Raw genomic sequence first — 17,305 nt, 5'->3', positions numbered from 1 at the left:
CAACGGTCCACCCGGTAACCCCATTGTTTTTTTGGAGCTGCCGCATGAATCGTTTTACTCAAAAAGTCGTTGTCGTCACTGGAGCAGGTTCCGGGATAGGCGAGGCCACCGCCAAGCGTTTCGCACAGGAAGGCGCGAGCCTGGTACTGGTTGGCCGCAATCAGGACAAGCTTGCCAAAGTGGCTGCACAACTGGCCGGCGCAGGGCATTTGGTCAGGGCTACTGACGTGGCGGACCTGACGGATGTGGAAGCGCTGTTCAAGGAAGTGGCTGAGCGTTTCGGTCGCCTGGACGTTCTGGTCAACAATGCCGGTGTCGTCAAATCCGGCAAAGTTACCGAGCTGGGAGTAGAAGACTGGAAAGAGTTGATGTCGGTGGACCTCGACGGCGTGTTCTATTGCACCCGCACGGCCATGCCTGCGTTGATTGCCAGCAAAGGCAACATCGTCAACGTGTCATCGGTATCCGGCATGGGCGGTGACTGGGGCATGAGTTTCTACAACGCGGCTAAAGGTGCGATCACCAATTTTACCCGGGCACTGGCCTTGGATCATGGCGCTGATGGCGTGCGGGTAAACGCTGTATGCCCATCGCTGACTCGCAGTGAGCTGACCGAAGACATGTTTGACGATGAGGCGCTTATTGCCAAGTTCATGGAGCGCATTCCGCTGGGTCGACCTGGCGAAGCGGAAGACGTTGGCGATGTGATTGCCTTCCTGGCGAGCGACGATGCGCGCTTCGTAACTGGCGTAAACCTGCCGGTGGATGGCGGGTTGTCAGCGTCCAACGGGCAGCCGCAGCAGGCTTGAGGCTGGTCTTGCCGCCTGATGAGGCCCTGAGAAGCGCTATCGATCCTTGCGCGTGAACCTTGGGCGCACAAAAAAGCCCGGTAAAAACCGGGCTCCTGAGTTGTTATGGCTATTGCGAGAGATCAGATCCTGAAGTGACTGACCATTGTCTGCAACTGGCCGCCGAGGCGAGCCAGTTCGACACTGGAAGCCGCTGTTTCTTCACTGGCTGACGCAGTCTGCTCGGATACATCGCGAACGTTGACGATGCTGCGGCTGATCTCTTCAGCCACAGCGCTTTGCTGTTCGGCGGCTGCAGCGATCTGCTGGTTCATGGCTTGAATGCTCGAAACTGTGTGGGTGATGCTGCCCAGCGATGTACCTGCCTGACGACTCAACTGCACGCTGCTGACCGTCAGTTCGCGGCTGTTGAGCATGATGCTGGACACTTGGCGTGTACCGCTTTGCAGGGCAGCCACCAGGGTTTCGATTTCCACCGTGGACTGCTGCGTGCGTTGAGCCAGGCCACGGACTTCGTCGGCAACCACGGCAAAGCCACGTCCGGCTTCCCCGGCGCGTGCTGCTTCAATGGCGGCGTTGAGGGCAAGCAGGTTGGTTTGCTCGGCCACAGCCTTGATCACGTCCATGACCTTGCCGATCTTGTCGCTTTCCTGCTCCAGGTGGTTCATGGCATCGGCGGAGCGACCCACTTCAGCTGCCAGACGCTCGATCTGAGCGATCGCTTCACCAACGACCTTGTCGCCATCGCGTGCTTCGCGGTCGGCATTCGACGCTGCCTGCGAGGCCTGTTCGGCATTGCGGGCCACTTCTGCAACGGTCGCGGACATTTCGTGCATGGCAGTGGCCACCTGATCGGTTTCCACTTTCTGGCTGTTGACGCCGGCACTGGTCTGCTCGGTGACTGCGGAGAGCTCTTCAGCAGCGCTGGCGATCTGTACCACGCTGTCGCGAATCCCGCCGATCAGCTCGCGCAAGGTGCTGCCCATGCGCTGAATGCCTTGCTGCAGAACACCCAGCTCGTCGCGGCGAGTTACCGCCAGTGTCTGGGTCAGGTCGCCGGACGCGATGCGATCGACCACTGCCAGGGTTTCCTTGAGCGGGCGAGTAATCTGTCGAGTGATGATCACCGCCGCAATGATGCCCAGGATCATGGCCAGCAGCGTGCAGACGATCTGTGTGGTGCGAGCCTGCGCGCTTTCCTGATCGCGGCGATCCAGTTGCAGTCGATACATGTCTTCACTGATCTTGACGATGTCCTGACCCTGCACGGTCATTTCCTTGCGCGCCTGGGCAATCTGCGCGCTGGCGGTTTTGAAATTCTGCAGGGTAGCGCGGTACGCCAGAAGCGAGGTTTCCAGCTGCCTGAGCTGATCGGCCTCAGCACTGTTAAACGTGGCTTTCAGAGTGCCCAGATCCTTGATGGCGGTATCCAGTTTCGCAAAGGCTGCCTGCTCGTTCTCTGGCGTGACATTGGTGGTATAGCCACGCACGTCATACCGGGCAAGCCTCAGGTTGTCCTTGGCGTCGGTGATGATCCGGTATTGCTCGAACCGGTTGGCATCGGCTGGATCCATATTTTTGACTTCAGTCTGCAACTGCTCGAACACGTTGAGGCTTTTGACGGCATGCGTGGTCAGTTCATCACGCGCCGCATTGCTGGCCTTGTAACCGCTGCGCATGTTGTTCAGGGAAGTCTGATAGTCGTTGATGACGGCAGACAGTTGTTCAAGCATCTTCACGTTTTCGGGACTCTTGAACGTGGCCAACAGTTTTTGCTGCTGTGCCTTGAAACTTTCCAGCGAAGTCTGGACAGTCTCGGCAACTTTCTCGTCACCGTCGGCGACCATGTATTGCAGGCGGGTAACACGCAGTTTGGTCAACTGTGCATTGAGCGAAGTGATGTCACTCATCCAGTTGCTGCGGTTAATCAGTCCACCCATGCTGGTCCAGCCAGTCAGCGCAAGAATGGCAGTAAAAACAAGTACCAGACCGAACCCGACGGCCAGCTTCATGTTGACACTGATGTTTGCAAACCAGCTACTCATCCATTTCTCCAGAAACAGCCATTAAAGCAATTGCCCCCTGAATGGCATGGCATACAGGACAGGGGTAGCGTGTGATATACAGACCCTATCGGCAGGCGTCCGCCAAGCTGAAATAAAAAAAGCTGAAAGTCTGAAAAAGCCGACAGACGTTGTTTCGACCCCGTCATGCGCCCTTGGACATCGGGACAAAAAGTTGCCGCAACGCGTGAAATAGAGCGTTGCCTTCCTGCAGTAAAAGGTAAACGATGTCTGTACGCGGGCCGTTAAACCTTGTCTTCTTTAGGCTTATTGTTTTGCCAAGAACACGCCCCTCATGTGAGACACGTTGCGCTGCGATTTGAACCTCCCTCTGTCCTGTTGAGATGCCTCATTATGAATTTGAAGTTCCGTCAGAAGATTCTTCTGGCTGCGTCCTGTGTCGTGGTATTGGCATTTGCCTTGTTCACGTTCTACAACGATTACTTGCAGCGCACTACCATCAATCAGAACCTTGAGTCTTCGGTAGGGCAGGCGGGGCAACTGACGGCCAGCAGTGTGCAGAACTGGCTCGGCGGGCGCATCCTGGTGCTGGAAAACCTCACCCAGAATGTGGCTTATCAGGGCGTGAATTCAGACCTCAGCGGCCTGCTGTCTCAATCCTCGCTGGCCTCGACTTTTCAGTTCACTTACGTGGGTGATAGCAAAGGCGCGTTCACTCAGCGACCAAACGTTGATATGCCGGCAGGCTACGATCCTCGTCAACGGCCTTGGTACAAGTCCACGGTCGATGCTGGCAAAACCATTCTGAGTGCGCCTTACCTGGCTTCCGTCGGTGGCCTGGTGGTGACGATCGCCAGCCCGGTCAAGACGGATGGTCAGGTGTCCGGTGTGGTGGGCGGCGACCTGAGCCTTGATACGCTGGTCAAGATCATCAACTCGGTCGAGTTCGGTGGCATCGGTTACGCTTTTCTGGTCAATGGTGATGGACAGATCATCGTCAGCCCCGACAAAGAGCAGGTCATGAAAAACCTGAAGGATGTCTATCCCGGGCAGACCCTCAGCCTGGACGCGCGCTTGCGTGAGGTCACGTTAAACGGCCAGCAGAGGCTGCTGTCGTTCACCCCGATCACCGGGCTGCCTTCGGCCAACTGGTACATCGGCCTGTCGATCGACAAGGAAAAGGCATATGCCCCCCTGAGCCAGTTTCGCAGCTCGGCGATCGTGGCGGTGCTGATTGCCGTGGCTGTCATTGCCTTGCTGCTGAGCCTGCTGATTCGTGCATTGATGCGCCCGCTGACCGATATGGGCCGTGCAATGCAGGATATTGCTCAAGGGGAGGGCGACCTGACCCGTCGTCTGAGTATTCAGGGCAAGGATGAGTTTGCCGAACTGGGCGGCTCGTTCAACCAGTTTGTGGAGCGTGTGCACGCGTCCATCGCTGAAGTGTCATCGGCCACGTTGCAGGTGCATGACCTGTCGCAACGTGTCGTGAACTCTTCCAATTCCTCGATCGTCGGTTTCGATGAGCAGAGCGCGCGTACCAACAGCGTCGCGGCCGCGATCAATGAACTGGGTGCTGCAACTCAGGAAATCGCCCGCAATGCGTCCGATGCCTCTATCCAGGCCAGTGAAGCCCGCACGCAAGCCGAAGACGGTCAGGTGGTGGTGGAGAAAACCATCCACGCCATGAGCGAGTTGTCGACCAAGATCAGCGAATCCTGCACGCAGATCGAACAGCTCAATGCCAGTACCGACAACATCGGTCATATCCTTGATGTCATCAAGGGCATTTCGCAACAGACCAACCTGCTGGCCCTCAACGCAGCCATCGAGGCAGCGCGCGCCGGTGAAGCCGGACGTGGGTTCGCCGTCGTGGCCGATGAAGTACGCAACCTGGCCCATCGCACGCAAACATCTGCCGACGAGATTCACAAGATGATCGGCGGCTTGCAAACCGGCTCTCAGCACGCGGTGCTAAACATGAATGAAAGCCAGATATCGAGCCAGGACAGTGTCGAGGTCGCCAATCAGGCAGGCAGTCGACTGCGTGACGTGACCCGCCGCATCGGCGAGATCGACGGCATGAACCAGTCTGTGGCAGCCGCCACCGAAGAACAGACTGCTGTCGTCGAAACGCTCAACATCGACATCAACCAGATCAACACGCTCAACCAGCAGGGCGTCGCCAACCTGAACGAAACCCTCAAGGATTGTGCTGCGCTTTCGCAGCAGGCCGGGCGTTTGAAGCAGTTGGTGGAAAGCTTCAAGATTTGAGCAGAATCATTAGACCACTACAGTCAGCGAGACCGGACCACGTGAGTGTGGTCCGGGGTTTGAGGTGGAAGCGATGGGGCGGTTGGATGAGTCGCCATCAGAAAAGCTGCCCGCTACAGATCCTTTTTAACCTCTTTATCAATGTGCTTATCAGCCTTGTGACGCTCTTTGTCGTCATGCTTCGCGCCTTTGTCGACCTCATCGGCATCGTGTTTCATGCCTTTGTCCACTTCCTTGGCGTCATGATCAACACCTTTATCCAGCTCACGATTATCGTGGCGGACACCCTTTTCGAGCTCGCTTTCTGCAAACGCAACGGGCGCTAAAGTACCTGCCAGGAAGAGGGCGGCAGTCATTGAGAGGACGAGTTTTTTCATGCTTTGCTCCTTTGGAAAATACTGGCTCTTCATGAGTCAACATTTTCGAGCATAGCCCAGGTCTTCAGAGTGACAACGCGATTAAGCGAAAGGCAGGTGAGAGAGGAAGTTGTACGCCAGAAACAAGAAAGCCCGCACTAGGCGGGCTTCTTGTTTGGTCTGCAGACTTCGAAAAGTCATCAGACCGGTACTACACAGTCATTTGAACTGGATGATTAAGCCTCTGTATTTGTTGGTTTTTATACTGGGTCATAAATCTGGGCATACAAGGGCCTGTTCGTTGTCAGCTTTTTGGGCTTTCCTTGGTGGGCTCCTCAAGAGCCTTCTCCCTAGCCTTCAGATCAGCCTGGCGAACGACCCGACCGGACTTGTCGTCGATTTTAAACACGGTCTGATCGACTAGCAGGAAGGTGCTCTTGCTATCGGCCAGAATGAGATGGCCGGTCAGCCTCACCTGTTTGTCAGTGACGATTGTTTGAAGGCTCTCCAATCCATGTGGTGTTTTCAGATGTGTGAATTTGGTGAAATCCTTTTGACCTTCGTCTATGCCCTTATTTACGCCAATAGCTGGAGCGAAGAATGCTACAAACATCGAGATCCCGATCCACGTAGACAAGCCGATAATCACTTCCGCTTTTAGCCGCTTGGTGATTACCGTAACGAAAACTGCAGCTAAGAGAACGAACGCCAATGCCATCAGGCCAGGGCCAATGATCGGAAAAGAATTCGAGGCCCTGAGAGCACCTGTCAGTATGTTTATGTACCCCTGCAACAACAGGGTGGGCGTGCTTAGCGCAAGCTCATTGGTATTTATCCCGAATTGTTCGTAGTACCCCACCATGTGTGAGTACCCGTAAATCACTAGGGCCGTCTGCGAGGCGACTGCACCTAAAGTCACCAGCTTTAACGCCAGATCCGTATTGGTTTTGGAGTCCTGAGATGTTGCCGTGCTTGGAGCTGGGGGTGGTTGGTTGGGTGAGTGTGAGACTTCAAGGGCCACGGGTGTCATCAGTTTCACGTTGATCGTTTTATCTCTGTTCCAGAACATTTCGCTTCCCTACGAGCATCGAAAGGCAACGAACATACCCTCATATCCCATACCCAGGCCAGAGCCTTTGCAAAGAGCGCTGGGGACCCTGTAGTTTTCACGAAAGCACGGGGCATGAAACCCGCGTGGGTTTGGTAGCTGCTGATCGGTTGACGTTGGTTGACAGTTGACGGGTTGACAGCAGCAGATCAGTAGCTGAAGGAATGAACATCTGGGTTCACCACCCGATTGGGTGAGTTCACCGGGTTCACCAGTTCACTAAGCTGTGAAAACGTCGGCTACTCAAGATGCGCGGGTTCGGGGGGGACTCTTTTCTCCGACATTATCTTCCTCTCACTTTAAAAGGCTTGCGTACTGCGATAGCCGCACCCTGACCGATTGGCGCCATATTTGGGTGGAGAGAAAGGTACTTGTAGACGGAGGAGGGATAAATCCATTAACGAGTCATGAACTGTTATTCAATTAATACCAACGGGCCGCGTGCTAACGCCTTTTCTCTTCAAATAGCGCACTTACCCACTCGACGAATACCCGCACATTGGGTGAAAGATGACGTCGATCTGGAAACAATACGGAAACGGTCTTTGGCTCGACTGAAACATCCGGCAATACCTCTATCAGACGCCCGCTGTCGATATATCGCTTCAACGCCGGTCGTAGTCCCTGCACCATCCCGATCCCCGCCAACGCGCAGTAAAGCAACGCCTCGGCGTTGTCGACGACAATGCCGCTGCGCATCTTCACATTGATAGTTTTACCGTTGGCCCTAAAGCGCCAGGGCATGATCTGGCGGCGCTGCTCAACCATGAAATTGACTGCCAAGTGGGCCTGCAAATCATCCAGCGTATCGGGTAAGCCATGTTTCTTTATGTAGGCGGGAGCCGCGCAGGTCACCAACGCTACCTCGCCGATACGTTTGGCAATCAGGCTCGAATCATCCAGATCACCGAGCCTCACGGAACAATCGATGCCGTCCGCAATAAGGTCGTTCAGGTTGTCAGAGGCCCCCAAAGATATTTCCAGGCCAGGGTAGCGTTCCATGAACTCGGGCAGTCGAGGGATGATCACCGCGTGACCGAGTACGGTCTGCATGTCGATCCTGAGCTTGCCTCGCGGCGCACGAGTCGGCGAAAACAATTCCAGTGTTTCCGCTAGTTCACTGAGTAATTTTAGGCTGCGTTCGTAGAACTCGTCGCCAGCGGGTGTGGTGTTCACTCTGCGCGTGGTGCGGTGTAAAAGCTGCACGCCCAGTTCGTGCTCTAGATTCTGGATGAGCTTGGAGACTGCCGGACGATGCACATTGAGCGCCTCAGCCGCTTTGGTGTAGCTGCCCTGGTCAACCACTGCAACGAACATTTGCATGGCTTCAATCAGGTTCATCGCCAGCCTCCATTTTAGTGGGCGTTGGGCCACACGTACTCTGCACTGAGGACGATAGCGAAGTGATGCTTGTCTCTCCTAGGCAACAAAGCAAAATAAACCATCACCGCGTAGGGAGTAAACATCGATGGCGTACGGCAGCCAATCTGGCTGCCGAAGTATGTTACTCAGTCAACCACGACGACGATCTTGCCGATCTGCGCGTTCGACTCCATTCTGCGATGTGCTGCCGCGATGTCAGTAAGCGGGAAGACCTGATCGATGACCGGCTTGAGTTGACCGCCCGCCAAGCCTTTGGTGACGAACGCCTTGGCATTGGCTAGCTTTTGCATATCCATGGTGATTTCGAATAGCTCGTAGCCGCGCACGGTCAGATGCTTGCCAAGAATGTCAAAGACGGGAACCGGAATATCGCGGTGATCCAGTGCACCGTACTGAAAGAAGATCCCGGCATTGGCCATGGACTTGATAAGCTTGGTTGCCTCGGGGCCGCCAACGGGGTCGAAAACGATACGCGCACCTTTGCCATCAGTGATCGCTGCCACCTCGGCAATCAGATCCTCTTCCTGGGTGGCGATGACATATTTTGCACCCGCATCCAGCAATGCCTGACGCTTGGCACTTGTGCGGGTAAGGGCCACCGGGATCGCTCCCTGCATATTGGCGATCTGGATCGCTGCCAGCCCGACACTGCTCGACGCAGCCGGGATGAGCACGGTTTCACCAGTCTGCAGATTTCCATACTCAATCAAGGCGCCGTACGCAGTAACAAACATCATCCAGCTGGCCGCTGCCTCTACGAAGCTGAGATTGGACGGATGCTTGACGACAGCATGCGCAGGCGCATTGACCACCTCACCATACATGCCGTAATCAGCGAAAGAGAACGCCGGCACGACACTGACTATGTCACCAGGCACAACGTCGCGGACCTCACTGCCAACCGCGCGGACAATCCCGGCCGCCTCATAGCCTAGCTTCGCCGGGAACTGGGGCTCAATCACGTATTGCCCAGTGCGGTACATGATTTCAGCACGGTTAAGGCCGATGGCTTTGACGTCGATCTGGACCTCACTGCTTTTCGGCGCCGGTACAGCGACTTCATCGAGAGTCAGAACATCAGCGTCACCAGTACGGTGAAAGTGGACAACCTTGGACATGGCACACCTCATTAATGGCTACTTCTGAAAAGTTATGCCCATGTTACTGACCTTCTTGCCTGCGAGAGAGCGCTGATCGGCTCACAGATTGGTACTCGAAAAGAACCAATCCCTGGCTGATAGGGAAATGAAAAGGCCACAGGGATACCGTGGCCTTTTCATTAAGCGGGGCGTTATTTAGCGCTCAGAGTTAACTGGGTTTCGGTACTCAACCGGCACCCAGCTTTAGCCCTTTTCTTCTTTGCGCAAATGTCCGATACCAGGAAAGGGCAGGTGAGCCGCTGCCACCTGCAGCGGCGGCACGGTGAGCTTGTCCGCTGGCCGACGCGGGTAACGATTGGGCGATAAAGCCTTCCAGCGTGCGGCGCAGGATGGCGGACCGCGCATGGCGTTTGTCGGGCTCACACAGCGCTGTGAGAAAGGCGGTGAGCGGTGTGCGGTAGTATTCGCTACTCGCGCTTTGAGTGCGTTCGACAGCGCCGCTGCGTCATCGAAGCCGTTCAATGCGTCGCACATGCCCAAGACTTTGCTGGCGTCGGCTGGAATAGCGGGTATACGCACTTCCATGCCCGCTTTCAGCTCCTTGTTTGCTTTGGCCATGTGCTGGGCCAGCATATGCCGCAGTGGGCTTGGAAAAAATGGAAGGGAGATAGGATGAACAGCCAGAAACAAGAAAGCCCGCACGAGGCGGGCTTCTTGTTTGGTCTGCAGACTTCGAAAAGTCATCAGACCGGTACTTGGTGGCTACACAGGGACTTGAACCCCGGACCCCAGCATTATGAATGCTATGCTCTAACCAACTGAGCTATGTAGCCAAGTGGCGCGCATTATTCTCGGAGAACGCATATGTGTCAAGCGTTGTTGTGAAAAATAATGGCGTGCGATCAACCGGTTAGGTGGCAGCCCTTGCGCATGGTGTGTTTTTCCGGGCTTTAACGGAACAAGGTATCCAGCAACTCCAGGTCATCGAATTCCTCTGCCCTTTCGAGCAGCTCTGCCATGTCCCGCTGAGCCCTGAGCCACGCCTTGAGGTTTTTCGGGTCGGCCAGTTCCTGCAGTTCATCCTGTGACTCATCGAGATGCTCACGAATAGCCTTGAGCTGCTTCGCACATTTGCCGTTGACGGTCTTCGGCCTGATGTCCTCGTAGGGGTCCATCAGGAATCGCTCGCGAATCATCATCTTGCGATCGTGGATTTCGTCCTCCAGCTCCCTCAGTTGCTCACTCAGGATCCGGTTGAAGTGCTTGAGGCGTTTTTCGGAGATGCTGTCGATGTGCGTCTGGTCGATCTGCTCGATCTCCATTTGCATCTGCAGCAACGCCAGCAGGTTTTCATTTTCATAGGCCTCATTGACCCGCTGCATCAGCGCAGTCTTGCGCTCGCGCTCTTCACTGTCCTGCTCCCGGTCCGGATGCAGCGCGCTGGCCAGCTTGCGGTAGATTTCGCGCAATGACTGGGTGCCTTCTGCTGCTTCCTGTTCGCGGCGTATTTCGTTGGCTGTGGGCTTTTTCGGCTTTTGGGCGCCTTGCTCCTGTTCGGCGTGCTCTTTCATCTTCTCGGCAACGTGCCGAGTGACATCCTCTACCGAGCTCAGGTCGACATCGTCGCCCAGTTCCACCCCCAACTCTGCTTCCAGTGAAGCTTTGAAACGTTGGTTTTCAAGACGCTCGTTCTCATCGAAATCGATGCCGGTGTATTTGAAATACAGACGCTTCAATTCGTCGTCGTGGTCCCCGCCCAGAAGCGACACTGTCATGACACAGATAATTTCCAGCAGGGTGGCGCGGTCTTTCTTGCTCAGACGGACTTGATCGAAGGCGTTGTCGAGCAGGCGCAGCTTGTTTATCTCATTCTCGGATTGTTCGTTGATCATCGGCAGCAATTCGTTGACCCACAGTTGGTCACACGTAGTTGAAACCGAGAGCCATTGCTCCAGAAGCTTGCGTCGGGTTTCGAGCTTCTCCATCAGCGTGTTGAATTTTTTCTGGCCCGCGCTGAGTTGAGGCCTGGAAGGTGGCGCAACGATGCGCGGGGACGTAGGCGGCGTGATCATGAGACCTCCTTTATAAAGGCGAGATCGCGGATGGCTAATCAGCAAATGTCTGCAAGTCTACTTTTTTAGGGATTCTTCGGCGGTGAATAATTTGCTGCTGTAAAAACGGTTTTCCGCTCTTTGGGCGGTCCGGTTCTTGCTTGGGTGTGTTTGAGGCGTCAATTACAACGCTATTTGCTGAGCAAGCGAATGAGCGGCATGTATTTCGCCTCAATCTGAGGCGACATGTATCGCCAATGAAACAAGAACATGGCATTTTGCTGTCATTGTATTTCGAAAATAAAAAGGCATCGCCTCTGTTCGTTCAGGTACGGCCGGTGTTCACGGGGAGTTGCAGGACATGAACAGTCTTTTGTCACCGGGCATGCGCCTGATGGGGCGATTTGGTTTTGCTCGCAAGTTTCAGGTCTTGTTTCTGCTGTTTATATTGCCGCTGGCGGGCAGCGCCTGGTTCATCACCAAGGACTACCGCAACAAGCTCGACGTGATTTCAGGCGAGCAGTCCGGTGTACGGCAATTGTTGGCACTTGATGACCTGAACGTCGAACTGTCTGCTCAGCGTGATCACGCGGCGCGCTGGAAAGCTGCCGATATTCTTCGTGAACCGACACCTGCCGCCAAAGAAGCGATGATCAGTGTCGATGCCGGCATTGCGCGCATCACCAAGGCGCTGGAGGGTGTGAGTGCGGCGCTGGCTCGTGAAAACGCGCCGGCCGATACGATGGCCCGTTACAAAGAATTGCAGGCCGCAGTCACTGGGCTGGATACCGCCTCGTTACGTACCGTGGGCTGGTGGCCGGATGGCTATGATCGGTTCTCGACCGTACTGAATCTGGTCCAGGCTCTGCGTGAACAGATCGCAATGGACAGCGGCTTGATCCTCGATCCGTGGCTTGAAACTTACATGCTCATGCAGCTCTCCACGCAGCAAGTGCCTGACTTGATCGAGCGCATCGGTCGCTTGTCCAGCGTTGGCCAGACCTCGGTCGCTGCAGGCCAGTTCAGCCTGCAAAGCCGTTTGCAGATGCGTGATCTGCGTGGCCGAATCGATGACTCGAAAGAACAGATGAACAAGGCAGCCGGCCTGTTGCTCTCCAAGCTGCCTGAGCAACTGAAGCCTTGGGCGGACAAATATGCTGGCGTCAAACAAGTGCTGGAAAGCGAACTGAAAGTGATCGATGACGGTGTCTTTGGCGGGAGCATAAAGCTCAAGCCGCAGGAGTTCGAGAAGAGCATCGACAACTTGACCGCCAGCACGTCCGATCTGCGCAAACACTCGCTCGAAGCCCTCAATAGCCGGCTCGATTATTACCACGAATCTTCCAATATGGAGTTCATCCCGCTGGCGGTGGTCTTCGGGATTCTCGTGGCCATGGCGGTGTATCTGTTCGCATGTCTGCAATCCTCCATCCGTAACAGCGCCAGCGGCATCACCACGCTGGCTGAGTCCCTGCGTGACGGCAACCTGTGCGTGGAAGTGCCGGTGCAGGGGCGTGACGAACTCGCATCCATCAGTAGGGCGCTGAACGTTGCAGTCGTGCAATTGCGTACCAGCCTGCTGGGTGTCAATCAGGAGACCGTGCGCGTCGGCGACGCTGTGTTGATCCTGACCGCCCAGTCCAGCGGAACGCTAAACGAGGTCGAAGACCAGCAACAGCAGATCAGCCAGATTGCAGCGGCCGCGACCGAACTGGCAGCCACCTCCCAAGGCGTGGCCAGAAGCTGCGAGCAGGCCTCGGAGAGCGCGCGACATACTCGCCGTATTGCCGAGCAAAGCAGCGAGGACAGCCAGCGCACCACTGACAGCATCCAGCAGCTCAACCAGCGTCTGACCGAAACCGCCGCCGCACTGGGGCGGGTCAGTGAGCAGGGCCAGCAGATCCAGTCAGTCGTGGACGCCATTCGTGGCATCGCCGAGCAGACCAACCTGCTGGCACTCAACGCAGCCATCGAGGCCGCGCGGGCAGGCGAGCAAGGCCGCGGGTTTGCCGTGGTCGCCGACGAAGTGCGCAGCCTTTCACAGCGTACTCAGGCGTCCACCGCACAGATTGCCGGAACGGTCGACAGCTTGCGCTCGACCGTGACCCAGGCCGTGAACTTGATGGAGGCTGCCTGCGGCCAGGCGGTCAACGATGCGCAATCGGTAACAGGGCTTGGCGTTCGTCTGGGAGAAATCGCCACGGCAGTGCAGAGCGTCGCTGATACGTTGGCGCAGATATCGACAGCCGTAGAAGAACAGGCCTCGACTGCCGATGAAGTCAGCAGCAATATCCAGCAGGTCGATCAGGCTGCCGGACGCTTGCTGGAGGGTGCACGAGCGGTCAATCATGCAGCGGATACGCTGAGCCAGGGCAGCCGGGCGTTGAATGATAATACGGCGCGGTTCCGGCTGAGTTGAGCAGGCAGTTTGACGCCCCAATCAAAAAAACGGCGGAGTCGAACCCCGCCGATTTGCTCGTGTTTGGGGTTGTGATACATGAAAAGTTGGATCAAAGGCCGCGTAATCAATCATTTGATGACTGACGGAATACGATACAAAGCGTAAAATGCGCGGTTTTTGCAGGCGAAAGGTTTCTTGAAAACGCAGCTTCCCGAAGAACAAAGGTCGGACAGTCTCAGCCCGCTGCAAGGTCGAGGCTCGTCCGAGGCTGGCGATCGCTTTTCGGGTCATCCACGCGTCGCCATTTTGATGTGTACCTACAACGGCGCTGCATACCTTCGCGAGCAACTCGAATCGTTCGCTTCTCAGACGCTGCGCGACTGGACTCTGTATGTGTCCGACGATGCATCGACCGATGACACGCTTCGGGTCTTGTCCGAATACCAGACTCGCTGGGGAAGCGAGCGATTGGTGGTGTTCAACGGGCCCTGCAAAGGCTTCGCAGAAAACTTTATCTCTCTGGTTAAACGCCCTGAAATAGACGCCGATTATTTCGCGTTCAGCGATCAGGATGACGTCTGGTTCAGCGACAAGCTGAAGAGAAGTGTCGATTGTCTTGAACTGATAAAACGCGGCACGCCAGCGCTTTACTGCTCTAGAACCCGACTGGTCGATGCAGGCCTGAAAGTAATAGGCGTTTCTCCGCAGTTCAAAAAAACCCCGTCCTTTAAGAACGCCCTGGTTCAGAGCCTGGCGGGCGCCAACACAATGCTGATCAACCAGCCTGCGCGTGATTTACTGGTCCAGTTACCCGAACACGCTCCGCTGATTGCCCATGACTGGCTCACCTACCTTCTGGTAACAGGGTGCGGCGGTCAGGTTTTCTATGATCCCGAGCCCTGCCTCTATTACCGTCAGCACTGCGGAAACCTGATCGGTGCCAACGCCAGTACTCGCGACAGACTGATACGTTTTCGCAAAATGCTTTCAGGACGATTCATCGAGTGGAACGATGCGAACGTGGCGACTCTGAAGGGGATGGAAGCCATGCTCACTGAAGAAAACCGAAACGTGCTGGCGCATTTCGACAATGGCCGTCGGCAGTCTTTTTTCAAGCGAGTGACCACACTCCGCAAGTCCGGGGTGTACCGGCAGACAGTCCAGGGCAACTTGAGCTTGATGTTGGCTGTGTGCCTGGGGCGTGTTTAGACTGCTATATACGTTTGCTGATCACAAAGGTGAGAAGCTATTTCTGTCGGTTTAAAAAGTCGTCTTGATTTATACGGCGACCACACTATTTGTAGCGTCAACCTTTCGAGAGAGTATCTGCGAGCTGGGCTCAATGTTAAGGGCCTGCAATACCTTCACTTGAGACAAGGTCTATGAGGCGCCAGCTTAAACATGTTCCGTCATAATAAAGCCTGGAGCCCATGAGCTGGCAGGGTGCCGTATGCTTATGGGCTCTAGGTTGTACTCAGTTTGCTGATAAATTAGCAAGTTGAGGAATGAGCGAGGTGTCGTAATGCGCCGCGTTGAGAAGGGTTTTAATATGTTGAAGAGTGTCAATGTTTGAGTTTTTTACCACCTCAAATTTTAGAAATGGGAAACCTTCGTTTAAGAGTTTTTCCCAATTAAATACAGTGGCATTATTTTCACTCGCTTTCTGGAAGATACAGTCTGTCTTTAGTCCAGAGGCCCGGAGTATGCTGGTAAAGGTTATCTCGTAATCGCGAATGACTTTGCTTTTGTCGTTATGGTTAACAACGCTCAACCAGAATTTCTTAAAGCTATCTGACTGAATTGCTTTCTCGCGAAAAACTAAAAAGAAGCTCTGCAGGTGACTGGCATGTTCAATATTCTCAACGAGGCCAATGACATCTGCGTCGCTAGACCGTACCTTGTTCATGAGCGCTGGTCCGCTAACGCCAACAGGACCAATGATGCTGTCATTCGTCAAGATCAGCTCTTCGCAGTCCTCTAACCAGCTGTGTGTTTTGATGATGTGTGCCCATGCCGCGAAATCGAATCCTGTGTTTTGTCGTACAACAATGTTCGAGCAGGTTTCGCGAAGGCCTTCAGGTATTGTTACATCGTTAACATCAGAGGCTACTATAAGAAATACAGACAGATCCCCACGAGCAAGCTCTGCCGCGTAATTGCCTACATGGGGTTTTATTTTTCCATCGGGGCTGTGAGTGATTAGCAGCACGACTCGTTTAAATGGGCCTGATTTTTTCAGAGTGATGACAAAGGCCGACTCCACTTCCTCATGCGCTTGGACAGGTTCTGCTCGCAGTAAAGGAATGCCGGCTTGCATGCCGGTCTGTAGGTAGTGTTTTAATGGGTTTTCAGAACACCCTGTGGTTTTTATATAGGCGGCTGAATCGAACCTTGGAGAAGGATTAAAGCCTTCTTTGCCATGTTTGATGAAGTGCGCCAAGGGTTCTTCAAGCCCTATGTGTTGTTTGTATTTCGCTGAGTAATATTCAGGTTCGAAGAAGGGGTTCGGCTCATAGCCTAGTCGGCTGCCTATTTCCGAATAGTGAAACAAGCAATTCTTGGGGTGTAATTTCGAATCTGGGTGACAATCCATGTACCAGTTAGATCGGAAGAAAAGACTTGCCCACCTGCCCTCAGCACAACCGCCTGTTAGAAAATGCTCCGCTGGATCCAGGCCTGCACTAGCTACGTCAGGATTCTCACTCATGTAGAATTCAGAATCAAAAATACCGAGGCTGCGCAGCTGCTGCTTATCGATAGATATATCCTGATATCTCCGACCTTCTGCACGGCCAAAATCCAGATAATGCTGCGCAGGGTGCATATCTGCGGAAGCGACATCAGGGTTCAGGCGTAGGTATTCGACAGCAGAAAAATCAAAAGGCAGGCGGCTCATAATAGTAAATTGGCTCTGAAATTCAAGGCTAGATGCTACACATGCCGTTCCGGCCTGCGCAAGGTATGAACGTTGCCGGCTGCATTGCGAACATCGTTTATAAAGAACTCAATTGTGAACGCTAAAGCACGGGTATACAACCTACCTTCTGTCGGTGCTCGTGTTTTTATCTTTTTAAATCATAAAGTTGCGTTGCTCATGTGATCCGGCACGCAGCGTAATCGTGGCGCTGTCACACTTGGCTGGTGGAATGGGATGCCGTGTTGCGCGTGAGTTTTTCACGAAGATGCGAAGCGATGAACCCTGCCGATGGGATCTCGCTGGCTTTAACTGCTGGCGCTTGACTGTTGTGGCTTATGGCGATGCCGCGCGACTGAACGGCCATGGCCAATCTGTGCGGTTGAATGAGGCCCACACGCGCTTACTGGTACATCCGTCCGGTGGTGAGATTGATCAGATCCCCAGAATAGGCGTTATGTATCAACAGGTAAGGTGTGATTTTCGTGCGCACGTGGTAATCGAAGGTCAGAACAAGACCCTCCAGAATGATTTGAGCGTTGAGCGTTGAGCGTTGAGTGTTCAGGCTCAGAAAATGAGCGTGTGGAAGAGGAAAATTACAGCATTCTTTTCGTCTTCGCATAAACGCAATATGTGGTAGTTACGCTTGGTTTTGGGAGTCAGTGGGGAAAACCAACTGTGGTTAAAGGAGTGCGCTGGAGGTTTGCAGCGTTCAGCCCGGTTCGAAGGTAGCACGCGGGTCCGCAGACCCAGGTGTCGCCCATGTTTAATGATGTTTATCTGGTGTCAGAAGCTGAACCGTCACTGTCAACTCGTGTAATATACGGAGCGTCGAAAGGAGTGCGAGTGACCGTCTTGCCTTAGGAGCAACGTGGTGTATTCGGA

10 protein-coding genes, 1 tRNA gene and 4 pseudogenes are annotated in these 17,305 nt (G+C 54.6%); 5 read left to right on the top strand and 10 right to left on the bottom strand.

What is annotated here, in order from left to right; translation table 11 throughout:
• Positions 1–44: 44 nt before the first annotated feature.
• Entirely contained in the window at positions 45–809 is a 765-nt protein-coding gene (budC, locus tag POR16_RS19655; RefSeq protein WP_005891056.1) for a meso-2,3-butanediol dehydrogenase, read from the top strand.
• Positions 810–931: 122 nt separating this feature from the next.
• Here budC and POR16_RS27145 read toward each other — a convergent pair.
• Together POR16_RS27145 and POR16_RS27140 are read right to left on the bottom strand one after the other, a co-directional pair.
• Positions 932–1,528 (bottom strand): annotated as a pseudogene (locus POR16_RS27145) (methyl-accepting chemotaxis protein); the annotation flags it as partial.
• Positions 1,529–1,834: 306 nt separating this feature from the next.
• Positions 1,835–2,719: pseudogene (locus POR16_RS27140) on the bottom strand (methyl-accepting chemotaxis protein); the annotation flags it as partial.
• Between the two features lie 507 nt (positions 2,720–3,226).
• On the opposite strand from POR16_RS27140, the pseudogene POR16_RS27135 reads away from it, so the two are divergent.
• Both POR16_RS27135 and POR16_RS27130 read left to right on the top strand, forming a co-directional pair.
• Positions 3,227–4,201: pseudogene (locus POR16_RS27135) on the top strand (cache domain-containing protein); the annotation flags it as partial.
• 45 nt (positions 4,202–4,246) lie between these two features.
• A complete protein-coding gene (locus POR16_RS27130) occupies positions 4,247–5,107 on the top strand; it encodes a methyl-accepting chemotaxis protein (protein ID WP_371903717.1) in 861 nt (286 codons plus the stop codon).
• Positions 5,108–5,220: 113 nt separating this feature from the next.
• Here POR16_RS27130 and POR16_RS19640 read toward each other — a convergent pair whose 3' ends face one another.
• The 7 genes and pseudogenes from POR16_RS19640 to POR16_RS19610 form a co-directional block, all read right to left on the bottom strand.
• Positions 5,221–5,484: a hypothetical protein gene (locus POR16_RS19640; protein ID WP_005887007.1), complete on the bottom strand. Its 264-nt coding sequence runs from the start codon at positions 5,482–5,484 to the stop codon at positions 5,221–5,223.
• Positions 5,485–5,767: 283 nt separating this feature from the next.
• Positions 5,768–6,532, bottom strand: coding sequence for a hypothetical protein (locus POR16_RS19635; RefSeq protein ID WP_005891064.1), 765 nt, complete (start codon positions 6,530–6,532; stop codon positions 5,768–5,770).
• Between the two features lie 483 nt (positions 6,533–7,015).
• Positions 7,016–7,912 carry a LysR family transcriptional regulator gene (locus POR16_RS19630; protein ID WP_005891067.1) on the bottom strand — a complete coding sequence of 299 codons (897 nt, stop codon included), beginning with the start codon at positions 7,910–7,912 and terminating at the stop codon, positions 7,016–7,018.
• Between the two features lie 167 nt (positions 7,913–8,079).
• Positions 8,080–9,072 (bottom strand): zinc-dependent alcohol dehydrogenase family protein, encoded by a 993-nt coding sequence (locus tag POR16_RS19625; RefSeq protein WP_005891070.1) that lies wholly within the window; start codon positions 9,070–9,072, stop codon positions 8,080–8,082.
• Between the two features lie 268 nt (positions 9,073–9,340).
• Positions 9,341–9,684, bottom strand: a pseudogene (locus tag POR16_RS19620) (hypothetical protein); the annotation flags it as partial.
• Between the two features lie 126 nt (positions 9,685–9,810).
• Positions 9,811–9,887 (bottom strand) — tRNA-Met (locus tag POR16_RS19615).
• 117 nt (positions 9,888–10,004) lie between these two features.
• The gene (locus POR16_RS19610; protein ID WP_005891077.1) at positions 10,005–11,126 is read right to left on the bottom strand and encodes a J domain-containing protein; all 1,122 of its coding nucleotides are present in this window, start codon (positions 11,124–11,126) and stop codon (positions 10,005–10,007) included.
• A gap of 340 nt (positions 11,127–11,466) precedes the next feature.
• Here POR16_RS19610 and POR16_RS19605 point away from each other — a divergent pair, with 340 nt between their 5' ends.
• The gene (locus POR16_RS19605) at positions 11,467–13,524 is read left to right on the top strand and encodes a methyl-accepting chemotaxis protein (protein WP_005891079.1); all 2,058 of its coding nucleotides are present in this window, start codon (positions 11,467–11,469) and stop codon (positions 13,522–13,524) included.
• Positions 13,525–13,701: 177 nt separating this feature from the next.
• Positions 13,702–14,715 carry a glycosyltransferase family 2 protein gene (locus tag POR16_RS19600; protein WP_080268186.1) on the top strand — a complete coding sequence of 338 codons (1,014 nt, stop codon included), beginning with the start codon at positions 13,702–13,704 and terminating at the stop codon, positions 14,713–14,715.
• A gap of 265 nt (positions 14,716–14,980) precedes the next feature.
• Here POR16_RS19600 and POR16_RS19595 read toward each other — a convergent pair whose 3' ends face one another.
• Positions 14,981–16,402 (bottom strand): rhamnan synthesis F family protein, encoded by a 1,422-nt coding sequence (locus POR16_RS19595; protein WP_005891085.1) that lies wholly within the window; start codon positions 16,400–16,402, stop codon positions 14,981–14,983.
• Positions 16,403–17,305 lie beyond the last annotated feature (903 nt).

The sequence above is a fragment of the Pseudomonas coronafaciens pv. oryzae str. 1_6 genome (assembly GCF_000156995.2).
Lineage (GTDB): Bacteria > Pseudomonadota > Gammaproteobacteria > Pseudomonadales > Pseudomonadaceae > Aquipseudomonas > Aquipseudomonas tremae.
The sequence above is the reverse complement of the archived record's forward strand: the minus strand, read 5'-3'. Positions and strand labels throughout refer to the sequence as shown.